This window comes from Agrobacterium sp. CMT1 (genome assembly GCF_037203725.1).
Taxonomy (GTDB): Bacteria; Pseudomonadota; Alphaproteobacteria; order Rhizobiales; family Rhizobiaceae; genus Agrobacterium; species Agrobacterium pusense.
In genome coordinates this window covers 384743-400681 of sequence record NZ_JBBCAR010000001.1, presented here as the reverse complement: position 1 = coordinate 400681, position 15939 = coordinate 384743, and the positions used below count along the sequence as shown (strand labels likewise).

General features: G+C 59.1%; 13 protein-coding genes. 4 read left to right on the top strand and 9 right to left on the bottom strand.

What is annotated here, in order from left to right; genetic code table 11:
- Positions 1-83: 83 nt before the first annotated feature.
- Positions 84-2522, top strand: a complete 2439-nt coding sequence (locus WA845_RS02140; RefSeq protein ID WP_337322159.1) for a DUF1217 domain-containing protein — start codon at positions 84-86, stop codon at positions 2520-2522.
- Positions 2523-2574: 52 nt separating this feature from the next.
- Here WA845_RS02140 and WA845_RS02135 read toward each other — a convergent pair whose 3' ends face one another.
- Complete coding sequence (locus WA845_RS02135; RefSeq protein ID WP_004440144.1) at positions 2575-3525, bottom strand: LysR substrate-binding domain-containing protein; 951 nt, start codon at positions 3523-3525, stop codon at positions 2575-2577.
- Positions 3526-3728: 203 nt separating this feature from the next.
- On the opposite strand from WA845_RS02135, the gene WA845_RS02130 reads away from it, so the two are divergent.
- Entirely contained in the window at positions 3729-4010 is a 282-nt protein-coding gene (locus WA845_RS02130; RefSeq protein ID WP_004440146.1) for a DUF1127 domain-containing protein, read from the top strand.
- Positions 4011-4189: 179 nt separating this feature from the next.
- Here WA845_RS02130 and WA845_RS02125 read toward each other — a convergent pair whose 3' ends face one another.
- The 7 genes from WA845_RS02125 to WA845_RS02095 all read right to left on the bottom strand — a co-directional run bounded on the left by WA845_RS02125 (position 4190) and on the right by WA845_RS02095 (position 11794).
- Positions 4190-5563 (bottom strand): glutamate--cysteine ligase, encoded by a 1374-nt coding sequence (locus tag WA845_RS02125; protein ID WP_022555671.1) that lies wholly within the window; start codon positions 5561-5563, stop codon positions 4190-4192.
- 117 nt (positions 5564-5680) lie between these two features.
- Complete coding sequence (locus WA845_RS02120) at positions 5681-6418, bottom strand: 16S rRNA (uracil(1498)-N(3))-methyltransferase (RefSeq protein WP_162719105.1); 738 nt, start codon at positions 6416-6418, stop codon at positions 5681-5683.
- Between the two features lie 14 nt (positions 6419-6432).
- On the bottom strand, positions 6433-7938 hold the full coding sequence (locus tag WA845_RS02115) for an inorganic phosphate transporter (RefSeq protein ID WP_112553305.1): 1506 nt from the start codon (positions 7936-7938) through the stop codon (positions 6433-6435).
- Between the two features lie 161 nt (positions 7939-8099).
- The gene (locus tag WA845_RS02110; protein WP_034495984.1) at positions 8100-8540 is read right to left on the bottom strand and encodes an NUDIX hydrolase; all 441 of its coding nucleotides are present in this window, start codon (positions 8538-8540) and stop codon (positions 8100-8102) included.
- 287 nt (positions 8541-8827) lie between these two features.
- Positions 8828-9574 carry an HAD-IIB family hydrolase gene (locus tag WA845_RS02105; protein WP_112553307.1) on the bottom strand — a complete coding sequence of 249 codons (747 nt, stop codon included), beginning with the start codon at positions 9572-9574 and terminating at the stop codon, positions 8828-8830.
- Entirely contained in the window at positions 9571-10917 is a 1347-nt protein-coding gene (locus tag WA845_RS02100) for a glycosyltransferase family 4 protein (protein WP_004440158.1), read from the bottom strand. Before WA845_RS02100 ends, WA845_RS02105 begins: the two co-directional genes overlap by 4 nt.
- Positions 10918-11020: 103 nt before the next feature.
- On the bottom strand, positions 11021-11794 hold the full coding sequence (locus WA845_RS02095) for an FCD domain-containing protein (protein WP_112553309.1): 774 nt from the start codon (positions 11792-11794) through the stop codon (positions 11021-11023).
- Between the two features lie 288 nt (positions 11795-12082).
- Between WA845_RS02095 and WA845_RS02090 the strand changes: the two genes are divergently transcribed.
- Positions 12083-13357 (top strand): DUF3422 family protein, encoded by a 1275-nt coding sequence (locus WA845_RS02090; protein ID WP_004440163.1) that lies wholly within the window; start codon positions 12083-12085, stop codon positions 13355-13357.
- Between the two features lie 3 nt (positions 13358-13360).
- On the opposite strand, the gene WA845_RS02085 is transcribed toward WA845_RS02090, so the two are convergent.
- Positions 13361-14260 carry a LysR family transcriptional regulator gene (locus WA845_RS02085; protein ID WP_004440165.1) on the bottom strand — a complete coding sequence of 300 codons (900 nt, stop codon included), beginning with the start codon at positions 14258-14260 and terminating at the stop codon, positions 13361-13363.
- 105 nt (positions 14261-14365) lie between these two features.
- On the opposite strand from WA845_RS02085, the gene WA845_RS02080 reads away from it, so the two are divergent.
- A complete protein-coding gene (locus WA845_RS02080) occupies positions 14366-15799 on the top strand; it encodes an FAD-linked oxidase C-terminal domain-containing protein (RefSeq protein WP_112553311.1) in 1434 nt (477 codons plus the stop codon).
- Positions 15800-15939: the final 140 nt, after the last annotated feature.

The window sequence follows — 15939 nt, the reverse complement described above, 5'->3', positions numbered from 1 at the left end:
TTCCGGATGGAGGCATGGCAGGGCGGATTCAAGCGGAGTTTCGACGTCCCACGGGGACGAGCGAGGCTCCAGGGGGCATTCGGATGGTATCGACTTATCTCAGCTACGACCTCATCAACCGCGATATGAAGACAAGCATTTCGCGCGTGTCGCAGCAGGCAATCACCGAGCGTCAGACGAAATATTACAAGGAAAACATCGGCAATGTGAAAAGCGTCGATGAATTCCTCGATAACTATCAGCTCTATTCCTATGCCATGGATGCCTTCGGCCTCGGCGAGATGACCTATGCCAAGGCTTTCATGAAAAAGGTGCTGGAGAGCGACCTGAACGACCAGAACAGCTTCGCCAACAAGCTGACCGACGAGCGGTATCGGGAGTTCGCCGCTGCCTTCAATTTCACGGCGTCGACAAAGACGGTTCAGACGGAGGCACAGCTCGACAAGATGATCGGGCTCTACGGGACGTCGATCACCGACATGGATGACAGCCTTGCCGAAGAGACCCGCTATTACAAGGCGATCATCGGCACGGTCACCAACGTTGATCAGCTGCTCCAGAACGACAGGGCCCGCGCCTATATATTTCAGGTCTTCAGCATCGATGAGAAGACCTATACCTATTCCCATATCCGGGGATTGATGACGAGCGACATCGCCGATCCCGACAGCTACCTCAATCAGAAATTTGGCGCTGCTTATAATGATGCGGTCGAAAAGCTGACCATGAAAGGTAATATCGAACTGCACGCGGAGGTCACGGCGCGGATCGCCGCAATCGACACTTCGCTCGCGGGAACGGAACTGACAGACGAGCAGCGCAAGGCGCTCGAAGCGGAAAAAGTTACCAGGCAGGACCAGCTGACGCAGCTCGAAGCCGTGTTGCCACCCAAGAGCGAGTGGGAAGCGAAGCTTGCCGCGATCACCGCAGAACAGACGACGCTTTCAAATGCCGTTACCCAATATAACAAGATGGCACAGCTCGCCGCCGCCTTCGAATTCAAAAACGATGGCACCGTTGCCGCCGGCGGAGCGCAGAAAGCTGACAATATCAAGGTGATGACGGATGCCTACATCAGCAGCGCACCGCGCGTGACGCCGACGGTCGCCACGCTGAACCGCGACTATTTCGAATCGAAGATCGGTTCGATCAAGACCGTGGACGAACTGCTCTCGGATACGCGTCTCCTCAACTATATCAAGGTTGCCTTTGACCTTAACGACCTGACGATCGTGACGGCGACGATCGAGAACATCCTGACCAGCGACCTGAACGACCCGAACAATTACATCGCGACTTTCGGCAAGAACGACAAGCGCTACCTCGCCATGAGGAACGCGTTCAATTTCAAGACGGACGGAACGCTTGCCGACGGCACGACGCCGCAGACGACGCTGCAGACCGCGACCACGACAAGCGGCTACATGACCCATTACGGCGAAAAGGATGACGCCGCCGACGAGAAGGCGCTGACCTTATTCAAGAGTGACATTAGAAGCGTCACGTCCGTCAAGGATTTCCTCGACAGCAGCGCAGTCTATAATTATGCGCTGAAGGCCGTCGGCCTCGATCCTGCCAAGGTGAATGCGGCGGATATCCGCAAGGTCCTCACCAGCGACCTTCAGGACAAAAAGAGCTACGTCTATACGCTGAAAGACGAGCGCTATGTCAAACTGGCGGAGCTTTTCAACTTCGCACCGGACGGAAGCCTGGGCTCCCCGGTGCTGGCACAGTCGGAAATCGAGATGCAGACCATGTCGGCTGACTACATCAAGAAGAAGTCGGCTTTCGGCACTGAGAAAGACAAGGAAACCGCCAAGAAGGAGGCGGAATATTTCACGAGCGAGATGCAGAAGATCAAGACGCTCAAGGATTTTCTGAGCAATGATCGTCTTACGGAATTCGCGATGGAATCGCTTGGCATCGATCCCAAAACTGTGACGAAGGAACAGCTGCAGAAGATGTTCTCGTCGAAACTGGATGATGGCGAAAGCTATCTCAACAAGGAAATGGATCCGGTCTTCCGCCGTCTCGTCACCGCCTTCAACTTCGATTCTGACGGCAATATCCTTCACGAAGACCGCAGCCTGATCCAGACACGGCGCGGTCTCTACGAGACACTGGACAATTATCTGACCCAGACCCTGGAGACGCAGGCGGGCGAAGAGAATGCCGGCGTCCGTCTGGCGCTTTATTTCAAGCGCATCGCGGCAGGCACGACGTCCTATTATTCCATTCTTGCCGATACCGCGATCCAGAGTTTCATCAACACCACCTTCGGCATTCCTGACGAACTCGGCAATGCCCCGGTCGATACGCAGGTGGCGATGATGAAGAAATATTTCGACATCAAGGATTTTCAGGACCCGGAAAAGGTAAAGAAGCTCGTCGCGCGTTTTACCGTCATGTATGACAACGCGCAGAACACCACAGATCCCATCATGATGCTGTTCAATGGCAGCGGCTCTGCGGGAATCAGCGGCGATACGCTGCTGGCGGTAGCGACGCTGCGCGCGCGATAGGCGCGTTCAGACCGGCTTGTCAGCAGGGCGCGCTCGGCGATCCGCCGCCGGATTACCAGCCCGGCAGCATATGCCCGGCGCGCAGGCGCGGCATCTTCGGATAGGTCTTCACATCGCTGTCCATCTCGTCGACCACGCTCATCGGTGAGATATTGTCGAGGCAGGCGGTGATATGGTCGGTGATGGCATTCACCAGCGATGGGGAAAGGCCCGGTCGTTTCATCAGGCCGATCTGCACCGGCGGCAGCGGCGGGAAGCCGTCTGCGGCGGTCAGAACCTTCATGCCGGTGCGCAGCGCCGATTCCGGCAGCACCGAAACAGCCATGCCCGCCAGCACGGCGGCGGCAACGACGGTTGAAGACCAGCTGGTGAACAGCACCTGGTAATCGCGCCCATCGGCATCGAGCGCCGAACAGGCGAGCTGGCGCCAGTGGCAGTCACGTCGTCCGACGGCGAGGGGCACCGGGGCATCGTCCTTCAGCGGATGGTTGGCGGAAGCGACCCAGCACAGCGGTTCGGTGCGCACCACATCCGACGAGCGGGCCCGCGGATTGTGGGTGACGAGAGCGATATCCAGTTCGCCGCGCGCCATTTTCTCCGCAAGGCTAACCGACGGCTCGCAGACGATGTAAAGCTCGACATTCGGATGAGTCTTCGCGAAACGCCCGATGATCTCGGGCATGTAACGGTCGGCATAGTCATCTGGCGTGCCGATGCGCAGCGTGCCCTCCAGCCGGTTGTCATCGAAGGCGGCGATCGCCTCGTTATTGAGGCGGATGATGCGGCGGGCATAGTTCATCAGCTTTTCGCCTTCCGCCGTCAGGCGGTTGCCCCGCCCGTCCTTGGCGAAGAGCTGTTTGCCGATGCGTTCTTCCAGCCGTCGCATCTGCATCGAGACGGCGGACTGTGTCTTGAAAACGCGATCTGCGGCCTTGGTGAAGCTGCCCGTATCGACGATGGCGATGAAGGTGTGCAGCTGGTCTATGTCGAGAGGTGCGGACATGGATGGTCATCCATCAGAATGATTGATGTCTTACATTAGAAACATTCGTTGGACTGATCAATAGTCTTGCGACATTTTGACACCAAGCAAATCAATCTCAACCCCGGGCCGGCGAAACGTCAGGCCCCCAACCCGAGGCAGCTTCTCGCGCGTGGTGCGCCGGGGGCGGTGCCGCATCGTGCCGTTACGAAAGGATAAGTGTCATGCGCACGGCAGAACGGAGAATGGAACTGGAACTTGCAACAGCACGGCCGAACGATACGTTCCGCCGCGTCGCTTTCCGCGTCAAGACCTTCGTGCAGCGCATCTACAATCGTATCGTGGCGAATGGCCTGACCGAGCTGGATGATCGTCTTCTCGCCGATATCGGCCTGGCAAGATCGGACGTCAGCGACGCCCTCAACACGGGCCTGCTGGAAGATCCCACCGCTCATCTGACCCGCGCGGCACGTCGACGGGCAGTAACACGGTTCAAGACCCTTTGAAATAGTGCCATCCGGCGGGCCTCCAGCTGCCGGAGAGGCCCTCCAGCCGAAAGGTTTCCCCGCAGGGTGATTTGCCAATAGCCCTGCCTTTGCCCGGTGTCAGGCCCCCTCGGCCGCACCGGGCTTTTTTTATGTCTGCGATTGGCGCTCTCGCGAAACCCGAAGCGGTTCTGCTGGTTTTAATACTGGTATTCCTCAAACACAGGAAGAACCGAGCCGTCCCAGCGGCCATTGTAAAGCGCCAGCAAGTCTTCGGCGAGTGTCGTTTTCTTCGCCAATACCTCGTCCAGCGAGGACAGGAATACGGTCTCGTCCTGACCTTCGCCATTCAGCCGGTTGCGGTTTTTCAGTCCGGTGCGGGAAATATCGAGCACTTCGCGCGCGATACCGAGAAGTGGCTTGCCGGCGATTTCGGCATTCAGTCCCTTGGCCGGAACCGCATCACGAAGGGCGATAACCTCGTCGAAGCTCCAGGCCGCCGTCAGTGCGTCGGCAGCGTCCAGCGCTTGCCGATCGTAGAGAAGGCCGACCCAGAAGGCTGGCAGGGCGCAGATGCGTCTCCACGGGCCGCCGTCGGCGCCGCGCATTTCCAGAAAACGCTTCAGGCGCACATCGGGGAACAGGGTGGAGAGATGGTTCGTCCAGTCGCCCATGGTCGGTTCCCATGCGGCGATTTCGCCCTTGAGCGCACCATTCATGAACTGACGGAAGGTGACATGGGTGCAATCATGGTATTTGCCGTCGCGCACGATGAAATACATCGGCACGTCGAGCGCCCATTCCACATAGTCCTTGAACCCGAAATCCTCGTTGAAGGTGAAGGGCAAGACGCCCGAGCGGCGATTGTCAGTATCGCGCCAGATATCGCCGCGCCACGAGAGAAGACCGTTCGGCTTGCCCTCCGTAAAGGGCGACGAGGCGAAAAGCGCCGTTGCCAGAGACTGCAGCTTCATGGAAACGCGCATCTTCTGACGCATGTCGGCTTCGGATGAAAAGTCGAGATTAACCTGAATGGTGCAGGTGCGGTACATCATGTCGAGACCCTTGGTCCCGACTTTCGGCATGTAGCGCGTCATGATCGCGTAGCGCGATTTCGGCATGCGTGGCGTTTCGTCAAAGGTCCACAGCGGGCTGCCGCCGATGCCGAGGAAACGGATGCCCATCGGCTCCGCCACTTCGCGCAGCGTCGCCAGATGCTGGTTGGATTCCTTGCAGGTCTGGTGCAGGTTCTCAAGCGGCGCGCCCGAAAGTTCGAACTGCCCGCCCGGTTCGATGGAGATGGCACCCATGCCGTGTTGTTCGCCGAGGCCGATGATGTTTTCACCGTCCATTATCGGGTCCCAGCCGAGCTTCTCCTGCATGCCCTTCAAAAGTGCGGAAATGCTGGCATCGCCGAAATAAGGAACCGGCCGGTTGTCCTCGCGGAAAAAGGCGAATTTTTCGTGCTCGGTGCCGATACGGAAATCGGCTTCAGCTTTGTTACCGCCCGCCAGATAATCGGTAAGCTCCGTAACGGAGGAAAGGGGGGTCTGGTCGGTCGTGTCGCGTGCCATGGCTTACCTTGTTATGACGTCTCTGTTGCGGCGAGGCATATGATTGGCAGATAGGGCCGTATCGTAGCTGGAGGCAAATGAATTTCTTTTAAAGATGCATGAAGAGCAACGGAGCATTCAGTTCCAGTCGCCGATCGTGGCCTGAATGACCGCCAGTGCGGCAACCGCAGCCGTATCTGCCCTCAGAATGCGCGGCCCGAGCGGAATGGGGGTGACGAAGTCGAGGCTGCGCAGAAGCTCCCTTTCTTCCTCCGAAAATCCACCTTCCGGACCGACCAGCAATGCGATTTTGCGTTCCTTCACTGCCTGCAGGATCGGCAGCGGATTTTGCCCCGTGTCGCCTTCGTCGCAATAGATGATGCGCCGGTCGTGGGGCCAGGTGTCCAGCATGTCCTTCAGTTTCACCGGCTCGGCCACCTCGGGCAGGGACAGTATGCCGCACTGCTCGGCGGCTTCGATGGCGTTGGCGCGCAATTTTTCGGTGTTGTGGATCTTGCCTTGGACATGCTGTGTCATCACCGGCTGCAACAGGCCAGCCCCCATCTCCACCGCCTTCTGCACCAGGTAATCCATGCGCCCGACTTTCAGCGGCGCGAAAAGATAATGCAGGTCCGCGGGGTTTGGCTGAGGCCGCGTCTGTTCGAGGGGGACGAGCACGATCTTCTTGCGGCTCGGAAAGGCAAGTTGCGCTTTCCACTCGCCGTCGCGACCGTTGAACAGCAGGATTTCCGCACCATCGGTCATGCGCAGCACATTGGCGAGATAGTTGAACTGTTCGGCGGTCGCCTCCAGCGCGACGCCTTCGGCAAGGCTGGCTTCGATATACAGGCGTTGCATCCGGAAATTGGCGCGCATGGGTTTTTTCGGCTTTAGAGAAAGAGGAAGGACATGAACCAGTAGAGCAGCGCCGCGAGCGCTGCACTGGAGGGAACGGTGACCAGCCAGGCGGCGATGATCGTCATGAAGTGGGAGCGGCGGACAAGATATCGGCGGCGTATCTCCGAAGGATTGTCGGCATATTTGTCAGACCGGCGGGGTCGGCCGTCACCAACCTGGACCAGATCCTGTCGCCTGCGGGACGATTGCGTGTACCATTCGCGGAAAAAGCCGACGCCGAACACCGCGCCGATCGCCGTATGGGTGGTGCTGACCGGCAGACCGAAACGCGAGGCGACGAGAACGGTGAGCGCAGTTGCCACCGAAACGCAGAAGGCACGCATCGGGTTGAGCTTGGTGATCTGCTCACCGACGAGGCGGATGAGGCGCGGGCCATAAAGAAGGATACCGCAGGAGAGCCCGAAGGCGCCGACCAGCATCACCCACAGCGGCGCACGTGCAGAGGTGCTCACCGCCTCGTCATGCAGGGCCCGCACGATGGCCACGACTGGGCCAATGGCGTTCGAAACGTCATTAGCCCCATGCGCGAAGGACATCAGGCCGGCGGCGAGAACGAGCGGCCACTGGAACAGGATGCGAAGCGACTGGTTGCGGTTTTCCAGTCCTTCCGACTGCTTGCGGATGATCGGCACGCCAAGCCGCCAGACGACAAGCCCGGTCACCAGCCCAATCAGGCTGGCGTGGCCAAGCGACACATGCATGAGCTGCCGCAACCCGACCCAGATGAGATAAGCCGTAAAAACACCCGCCATCAAACCGATGAGGACCGGCACCCACCGCTGCGCCGCGCCAATCTTGTCCTCGCGGTAAATGATGAATTCCTTGATGAAAGCAAGGATCATGATGGCTATGGCGGCGCTGATGAAAGGCGCGAGGACCCATGCGAAGGCGATGCTGCCGAGCGACAGCCAGTCCACCGCTTTTGCTCCGTAGGCGGCCATGCCCGCGCCCGCGACTCCGCCCACGACCGTATGAGTGGTTGAAATCGGTGCTCTGGTCCAGGTCGAGATATTGACGAGAAGGCCGGCGGCGAGAAGCGCAGACAGCATTGCCCAGGAGAAAACGGTTCTGTCGGGAATGGTCTCGATGTTGATGATGCCGCTGGAAATGGTTTCGACGACATTGCCGCCGGTGATCAGCGCCCCCGCAATCTCGCAGATCGCGGCGATGATGAGCGCGACGGCAAGCGGCATCGCCTTGGCGCCGACCGCGGGCCCGACATTGTTCGTCACGTCATTGGCGCCGATATTGATTGCCATATAGGCGCCGATGGCGACGGCGGCGATGATGATGACGGCGCCCGAAGTGCCTACGACAAAAGCACCGGCGAAGACCGCCGCCAGAACGACGAACATGAAGCCGGCGCCAAGGCCCGCAAGCTGCTGTGTGACATGCAGCGTCGCTTCTTCGACACGGGTAATCTTGTCGAGATCCTTGTCGAGCGTCGGCTTCATGTTTGATGGCGGCTTCAATGCCATTCAGACCTCGTTTGCCAGCATTCCCTTTCGTCCGGCAGTGTCGCAGGTTGAAGGCAATTTACAGAAAGACTGTTACATCTCGTACATCTTTCCAAAAGGAAAGACGATAAAAGCCGTGTTGGAAAAACAAACTGCAAATTGCCACACCTGGGGCGGCCGCACTATTTTGAATGCGTCATCCGTTTGTCGAAAGCGAGCATCAGCGCTTTCAGTTCCGGCTCGTTGACCCGTCTGGTCGCCTCCTGGGGGCTGACCCATTCCAGTCGTCTGGATTCCTTTTCAGGAAAGCTATCCTGCATTTCGGAAACTTCGAGCAGATGCACCTGAACCCTGCATGGCACATTGATGCCGCTGTTCAGTTTTTTCTCGTATTCGTAGTAACCGAAGGGGGCCTTCTCCACCGTGCCCTTGACGCCTGCTTCCTCATAGGCTTCCTGCTCGGCTACCGCATGGGCCTTTTTATGCGCCATGGGCCAGCCTTTGGGAATGACCCATCGTCCCGTGTCCCTGCTTGTCAGCAGCAGCACTTCAGGCCCCGGATTTTTCTTGGAGAACCGATAGCACAGCGCCGCATATTGCTGCCGCGGCGGTCTGCGCAACATCAAGCCAACATCTGTCGCCAATCGATTCAAAATCTTCAATCCGAATAGGTCCTTCTTTGCCTGCCTATGATAATTGCTAATATAGATATCCCGTAAATTCCGCCAATCCCCCAACCTCCATAACCCACTACTGTCTTCACGCTGATGAAGCCTGCGGAAAAGATGATGCGGCAGATTTGCGAACAAAGTTTCGACCGGGTGGTTCCCCGGCCGAACAGCCCGATTGCGGTCTCACGGATGCGTCCTTTCCACACCGTTCGCAACCAAAGCATCGATAACGGAACGCTTCAGGCGGGGCGCAGTCCCCAATGGCGCAGGCCTTCAACCACGCCGTCCGCTTCGGACGCGCCCGAGCGGAAATAACGGCTGTCGAGATCAGCCAGCGATACAAGCTCCGGCAGGGCATTGCCGACAATGACGCCACGAATGTCCGTTAACTCGAACATCGCCCGATCATTGCCAGTATCTCCTGCGACCACTGATTCGTCGAGGCCGATACGCAATTGTCCACATAACCATGCGAGCGCCGCGCCCTTGTCGGCGGCCTTCGGTAATATATCCAGATCGCGCCCGCTGGAATAGACGATCCGGGCTTCGATATCAGCCCCAATCAGCGCAGCCTCGATATCGGCCAGTGTCGCTTCATCTGCGTCATGCAGGAACCAGCTGGACTTGAGGCCATGCTGGTAACGCTCCTCCTGCATCGTCACGCCCGGAACAGCGCTCATTACATCGGCAATTTTCTCCGGGTCGAATCCGGTGCCGAGGGAATGTGTGTAGGCGCTCTCCAGGTCGCTGCGCTCCTTGGCATGCAGCATGGTGCCGACCCCGCCGATGATGTAATCAGGTCGGGGCAGCGGCACTTCTTCCAGAAGGGCGAGCTGGTCATCCACCAGCCTGCCGCTGTTGAACACCAGAACCGGACGGCGATCGTCCGGCAATGACTGCCAGAAATCCCTAAACCGCCGCGTGGCGTCATTATCGCCCACGACGGTGCCGTCGAGATCCGTTGAAAAAAGGCGAAGCGGTCTCAATCGCCGTCATTCCATGGTTCGGCCCAGTCGGCTTCCTCGAGGACCGGCATCATGGTCCTGCCTTCCACCACGGCCAGAAGCTGCTGAGCAATCCCGGTCCATGTGAAGAGGCTGCGCGCCTTATGCGCGCCCATGCGGGAGAGGCGCCCATAGAGTCGCTCGTGCTTGAACGGCTTCATCATGGTGATGCCAAGATCCTCCTTGTCGAAGGGATCGGCGAATAACGCATGGCGACCATAGCTGACGGCTCGGAACAATCCGCCGTGAATGGTAACAACGGTCGGTGTGCCGCTTGCCATCGCCTCGATGGCCGTCATGCCGAAGGGCTCGTAGCGGCTGGACAGCACGAAGAGATCGGCCGCGCGATAGATGTCGGGCAGGTCTTCATCCGCGACATAGCCGGAGAATACCACCTTCTCCTCCAGTCCGAGCGATTTCACCCGCTCCTTGAGCTGGTTGAGGATGGTGGTTTCCTGCTCGTCCATGTTCTCGCCGCCCACGGCAAGATGCAGGCGCGCCTCCGGCTCGCGCTCGGCAAGAACCGAAAAGCCGTCGATCAGCAGGTCATAGCCCTTGTTGGTAGCAAGTCGCCCGAGCGCCAGCACCACCTTGCCTTCAAATCCGAAACGCTGGCGTATCATCTGCCGTGTCGCATCCGATACCGGGAAAAAGCGGTTGTCGTCATAACCCGGCGGAATCATGTGGATGTGCTTGCGCTTTTGCCCGTAGTCTTCAATGAGGACGTCGAGCTGCACCGGCGTGGTGGCGATCACCATGTCGCAGCTGCGGTAGATGATGAGTTCGTGCTGGATGCGTTCCTTGAAATTGAATTCCAGTTCGAATGTATCGGCCTTTTCCGGATAGTCGGTTTCCATCTGGCGTTTTTTCCAGATGCCCAGCGAATGCGGCGTATGCAGATGCGGGATTTTCAGCGCCTCGGAAAGCCGCTGACCGGCGACGCCTGCGTCCCAGTAGTGGCTGTTGATGAAGGAGTAGTTGAGATCGTTTTTCTTGATGAAACGCAGCGCATTTTCGCACCATTCCATCAGGTGTCGGTGCAGATATTCCTTGGGAATGAAGTCACGCCCGCCGCAGGGAATGCGCACCACGCGGACGCGCTCATCGACCTCGTCGAATTCCGGCTGGTCTTCGAAGCGGCGCGTATAAAGATCGACGGTATAACCGAGTTGGCCGAGTTTGCGTGCAAGCTCAAGCACATAAACCACCTGCCCCCCGGTATCAGCCGCGCCCAGTGGCGGATGCGCGGCGACATAGCCATGCGTCGATATGAGAGCTATCCGCGGATAGCGTTCAGTTTCGCTCGTGGTTGTCATGGGTCCCATCTTGGTAAATTTTTCCAATTAACCCGATAAAAAGACGAAAGAGCACAAAAGGTTCCATCAAAACCTGAATAAAATGGATTGCGTATTTCGCCTGAGGGCGTTTTTAACGACTCCGCTGCTGCTGCCGCAAACGGGAAATCCGGTCCCATTCCCGCGCCTGATGCGCCCTGGATGTCGTCTCAACGATGAAGTCGATGTGGGCCTCTGCCGCCGCCCGTGCCGATGCCGGATCGCCGGCGACGATGGCGTCGTAAATGGCGACATGCTGTCTCAGCACCTCGTCATGGGCGCCTGCGATACTGAAGATGATGTGGCGATTATAAAAGATGTCGTCGCTCAACAGCCGGTAGCAGGAGCGAAGCGTGTGCATAAGGACGATGTTGTGCGCCGCTTCGCCGATGGCGTTGTGAAACTCCACATCCCCCGCCAGTTCCTCTTCGAAGCGGCCTGCCTCGTGCGCATCGCGCATCCGCTCGACAATGGCGGCAAGGTTGCGCCTGTCCGGTTCTGTCGCCCGCTGCGCGGCAAGTTCGGCGGTCATGCCTTCAATATAACGGCGATATTCGAGAAAATCCCGCGTCGCCCGGCTGTGGCGGGTGATCAGCGCGCTCAAGGGATCGGAAAAGACCGGCCCGACAATATCGGCGACATAAGTGCCGCCACCATGCCGGCACACGAGAAGGCCTCGGCTTTCGAGTTCTTTCAGCGCTTCGCGCAGGATAGGCCGCGAGACGTCGAGGCGCTGCGCCAGTTCCCGCTCGCCGGGCAGCCGGTCGCCATCGCGCAATATGCCGTCGAGTATCAGTTCTTCGAAACGTAAGATCACCTCCTGCGATGTGCGGCTGTGCTCGATGCGCGCAAAAAGCGTTTCGTCCATCGCAGAAGTCCCCGGCGAAATCCGCCCGTGTTCGATATCGTATAGAGTATCAGGCAAGTCTCGCACTGGTCAAATATTCTGTCCAGTTCTCTCGCTCGCTGTATCAATGCCTGCGGCAACACGGCATCTGCCTTTTTGAATTGGCTTTTGTTAAAGCGGTCCCGACAGGGGCACTACAGCGGATTTTTCTGTCAGGTGGATCAAAACAGTGACATCGGCGTCGATCGTGGTGTTGTCATCACAATCGATGCCTTAGACATCAGCCATAAAAGCGGGGACGATATCGCAATGGCAAAGGGTAGATTTGCATTCGCAAGCGCGCCGGAACGGTCGCTGGCATTGGGCGAGGTGCATGCGCGGCCGACGGTGCTGCTTGCCCCGTCGCGCATCATCATCCAGCTTGCCTTCATGATGGATGGCGGCTCGGCCGTGCACCATTCCGTCATTGCGGAAATGTCGCGCAGCCGCGGTGTTGCGCCGCCGGAACGCGATGCGCGTCACCACGCCATGCCGTGGGGGCAGGGGACATTGCGCTGGGAGCGGCATACCGAATTCTCGACCTGGTTCTGGGATGGCCCTGCGCCGGAAAAATTTGGCGGGGAGATTGCCGGCGATCCCTTCGGTGACGGCTTTTCGCCGCCCGGCTCGCTGATCTCGGGCGTGCGGCTGGAAATTCGCCCGGAGAGTGGTTTTACCTCGCAGGCGGAAACAATCTTCGAGCCGACCAGCCTCTGTCATAGCGACGTGCGCGACGGTCAGGCGGCCATCCTCACCGATTTCCGGCAGGATCGCGACGGGCTGACGCAGATATTGGTGATCGACCGCGGCCTCAGCGATTACAGCCGCGGCGCGCTGGTGCAGCGGCTGCTGGATATTGAAACCTATCGCACGCTTGCCATGCTCGGCCTGCCGATGGCGCAGACGCTCTCGCCGGAAATCCGCCGCATCGAGGATGGCTTGACGGGCATCACCCAACGCATGAAAAACGGCGCGCGTGACGAGGCGGATGCGCTGCTGGCCGAAATGACCCGGCTTGCTGCGGAACTCGAAGCCAATGCCGCCCTCAGCCTCTATCGTTTCGGTGCCAGCCGCGCCTATGACGGCATCGTGCGCGAACGCATACGGGCGCTCGCGGAAACGCCTGTTCACGGCCATGAGACGATGGGCAGCTTTCTGGAACGGCGTATGGCGCCCGCCATGCGCACCTGCCAGTCGGTGGAAGAGCGGCAGGCCAACCTGTCGCGCAAGCTCTATCGCGCCACGGCTCTGGTTCGAAGCTGGATCGATGTGGAGCTGGAACGGCAGAACACCGTGCTGCTCAACACCATGAACAAGCGCGCCGCGATGCAGCTTCGCCTGCAGCAGACGGTGGAAGGCCTGTCTGTCGCCGCCATCTCCTATTATGTCGTCGGGCTTATCGGTTATCTCACCAAGGCAATCAGCCATGATGTGCTGCCGGTCGACCCGGCCGTGGTCACCGGCGTTTCTGTGCCATTCGCCGTGCTTGGCGTCTGGTGGGTGGTGCGCCGCATCCGCCGCTCCCATGCGGAGGGCGGGCACTGAGTGTCAGCCCTGCTCCCAATAGGGCGACGGCCCATAAAGCGCGGCGAGATAATCGATGAACAAGCGCACTTTGGCGGGCAGGAACTGTCGGCTGGGATAAACCGCCGAGAGTGTGACGTTGCGCGACCCTTCATAACCGGGCAGCACCTGCACCAACTTCCCGCTTCGCAATTCATGGCCGATATCCCATGTCGAACGCAGCGCAACACCAAGCCCTGATATCACCGCCTCACGGATCACCTCGCTCGAATTGGTGACCAGCATGCCTTCAGGCCGAATGCTGAGCGCGCCGCCCGGTCCCTCCAGCCGCCAGATGTCATTATTGTGCGCCGGCAGGCAGCGATGTTTCTTCAGATCCTCGATCGTATCCGGCATGCCATGCGCGGCTACGTAGTCGGCCGAGGCGCAAAGCACGCGCCGCACCGGTGCCAGCCTGCGGGCCACGAGGCTGGAGGAGTTGAGATCGGCGATACGGATCGCCAGATCGTAACCGCCCTCGATAATATCGATGAACTCATCGCTCAGCACCAGATTGACCGACAGGTCCGGATGCCGCTCCATGAATGTCTTCAGATGTGGCGCGATATGCATGCGCCCGAAAGAGGTGGGTGCGGAAACCTTCAGCGTGCCGTTGACGGTATTGGCCCGGCCGGAGACGAAATCCTCCGCCTCTTCCAGCCCTTCGAGAACAGCCAGCACCCGTTCGTAAAAGCCTTGCCCCGCTTCGGTCAAAGAGATTTGTCGCGTGGTGCGCTGGAACAGCCGGGCACCGAGCTTTTCTTCCAATCGCTTGATGCGCTTGGAAATGACGGCGGGCGAATAACCAAGCTCCTTGGCAGCAAGCGACATGCTGCCGGAGGCGGCAACGCTGGCAAAGACTTCGAGATCACCCAGATTTGTCATAGTTGCCCTCGATTGTTTCCAGAATAGAAAAAATCCATAACATTTGATTGCGCAGCTTCAAAGTGGTAAAGAAACAATACCAGTTATCGGCACGGAGGAGCGGCGGTGACGCAGCCTATAAAGTTTCTGGAGCCGCGCGCTCAGGTCTTGGCGGATCGCGCACGAATTATCGCCGACCTCAAGACCGTCCTGCCTGATGACTGTCTTGTGCACGAGCCCCGTGAACTCGTGCCTTTCGAGACCGATGCTTTCGTTTCCTATCGCCGTCTGCCGCTCGCCGTCGCTTTGCCGAGAACGACGGAGGAGGCGGCGGCTGTCATGACATACTGCCATCGCTCCGGCATTCCGGTCGTGCCGCGCGGTGCCGGCACCTCGCTTTCCGGCGGCGCTATCCCGCAGGAAGACGCCGTGGTAATCGGCTTGTCGAAGATGAGTGCGATCCTTGAGCTTGATTTTTACAATCGCACGGCGCGGGTGCAGGCGGGCGTAACCAATCTCTCCATCTCCGATGCCGCAGGCGCGGAGGGTTTCTTTTATGCGCCCGACCCCAGCTCGCAGCTTGCCTGCACCATCGGCGGCAATATCGGTATGAATTCCGGCGGCGCGCACTGTCTGAAATATGGCGTCACCACCAATAACCTGCTTGGCGTCAAGATGGTGCTGGTCGATGGCACGGTGCTCGAGCTGGGCGGCAAGCATCTGGATGCTGCAGGTTACGACCTGCTCGCGCTTGTCTGCGGCTCCGAAGGCCAACTCGGTATCGTGACGGAGGCAACGGTGCGCCTCATCGCCAAGCCGGAGGGCGCGCGCCCTGTGCTGTTCGGTTTCGAAACCTCCGAAGAAGCGGGCTCCTGCGTCGCGGATATCATTGGCGCGGGCATCATCCCTGTTGCCATCGAGTTCATGGACAAACCGGCAATCGAAATCTGCGAGGCCTTCGCCAAAGCGGGATATCCGCTTGACGTCGGTGCGCTTCTGATCGTGGAGGTCGAAGGCTCCGAGACGGAAATGGACGCCATGCTGGCCGATATCGTGGCCATTGCCCGACGACATGGCGTGAAGACGGTGAAGGAATGTCAGTCGGCAATGGAGGCGGCCGCGATCTGGAAAGGCCGCAAATCCGCCTTTGGCGCAACGGGTCGTATCGCGGATTATATCTGCATGGACGGCACGGTGCCGCTCTCCCAGCTTTCCCATGTGCTGAAAAAGACGAGTGAGATCACCGATCGCCTCGGCCTGCGCGTCGCCAATGTCTTCCATGCCGGCGATGGCAACATGCACCCGCTGATCCTGTTCAACGCCAATGACCCTGACGATGCGGCCCGTGCGGAAGAAGCGGGCAACGAAATTTTGAAGCTCTGCGTGGATGCCGGTGGCTGTTTGACCGGTGAACATGGTGTGGGCATCGAAAAGCGTGACCTGATGCGCCACCAATATGGCGAGGCCGATCTCGCCCAGCAGATGGCGGTGCGGGCAGCCTTTGACGAGGGCTGGTTGATGAACCCTTCCAAGGTGTTTCCGCTGGAGGGGAGGGGTTGATGGGCGCTGGATTTATGATGTTGCAGGGTGTGGCTTACCCCCCTCTGCCCTGCCGGGCATCTCCCCCTCAAGGGGGGAGATCGGCAAGGGGCGAACACCCTGCCCATGGAACGGGTGAGTGCGGCATATCGATCTCCCCC

Coding starts and splice junctions, on each gene's coding strand:
- WA845_RS02140 (WP_337322159.1), top strand. CDS start 84: ATGGTATCGACTTATCTCAGCTACGACCTCATCAACCGCGATATGAAG.
- WA845_RS02135 (WP_004440144.1), bottom strand. CDS start 3,525: ATGTCCGCACCTCTCGACATAGACCAGCTGCACACCTTCATCGCCATC.
- WA845_RS02130 (WP_004440146.1), top strand. CDS start 3,729: ATGCGCACGGCAGAACGGAGAATGGAACTGGAACTTGCAACAGCACGG.
- WA845_RS02125 (WP_022555671.1), bottom strand. CDS start 5,563: ATGGCACGCGACACGACCGACCAGACCCCCCTTTCCTCCGTTACGGAG.
- WA845_RS02120 (WP_162719105.1), bottom strand. CDS start 6,418: ATGCGCGCCAATTTCCGGATGCAACGCCTGTATATCGAAGCCAGCCTT.
- WA845_RS02115 (WP_112553305.1), bottom strand. CDS start 7,938: ATGGCATTGAAGCCGCCATCAAACATGAAGCCGACGCTCGACAAGGAT.
- WA845_RS02110 (WP_034495984.1), bottom strand. CDS start 8,540: ATGTTGCGCAGACCGCCGCGGCAGCAATATGCGGCGCTGTGCTATCGG.
- WA845_RS02100 (WP_004440158.1), bottom strand. CDS start 10,917: ATGGGACCCATGACAACCACGAGCGAAACTGAACGCTATCCGCGGATA.
- WA845_RS02095 (WP_112553309.1), bottom strand. CDS start 11,794: ATGGACGAAACGCTTTTTGCGCGCATCGAGCACAGCCGCACATCGCAG.
- WA845_RS02090 (WP_004440163.1), top strand. CDS start 12,083: ATGGCAAAGGGTAGATTTGCATTCGCAAGCGCGCCGGAACGGTCGCTG.
- WA845_RS02085 (WP_004440165.1), bottom strand. CDS start 14,260: ATGACAAATCTGGGTGATCTCGAAGTCTTTGCCAGCGTTGCCGCCTCC.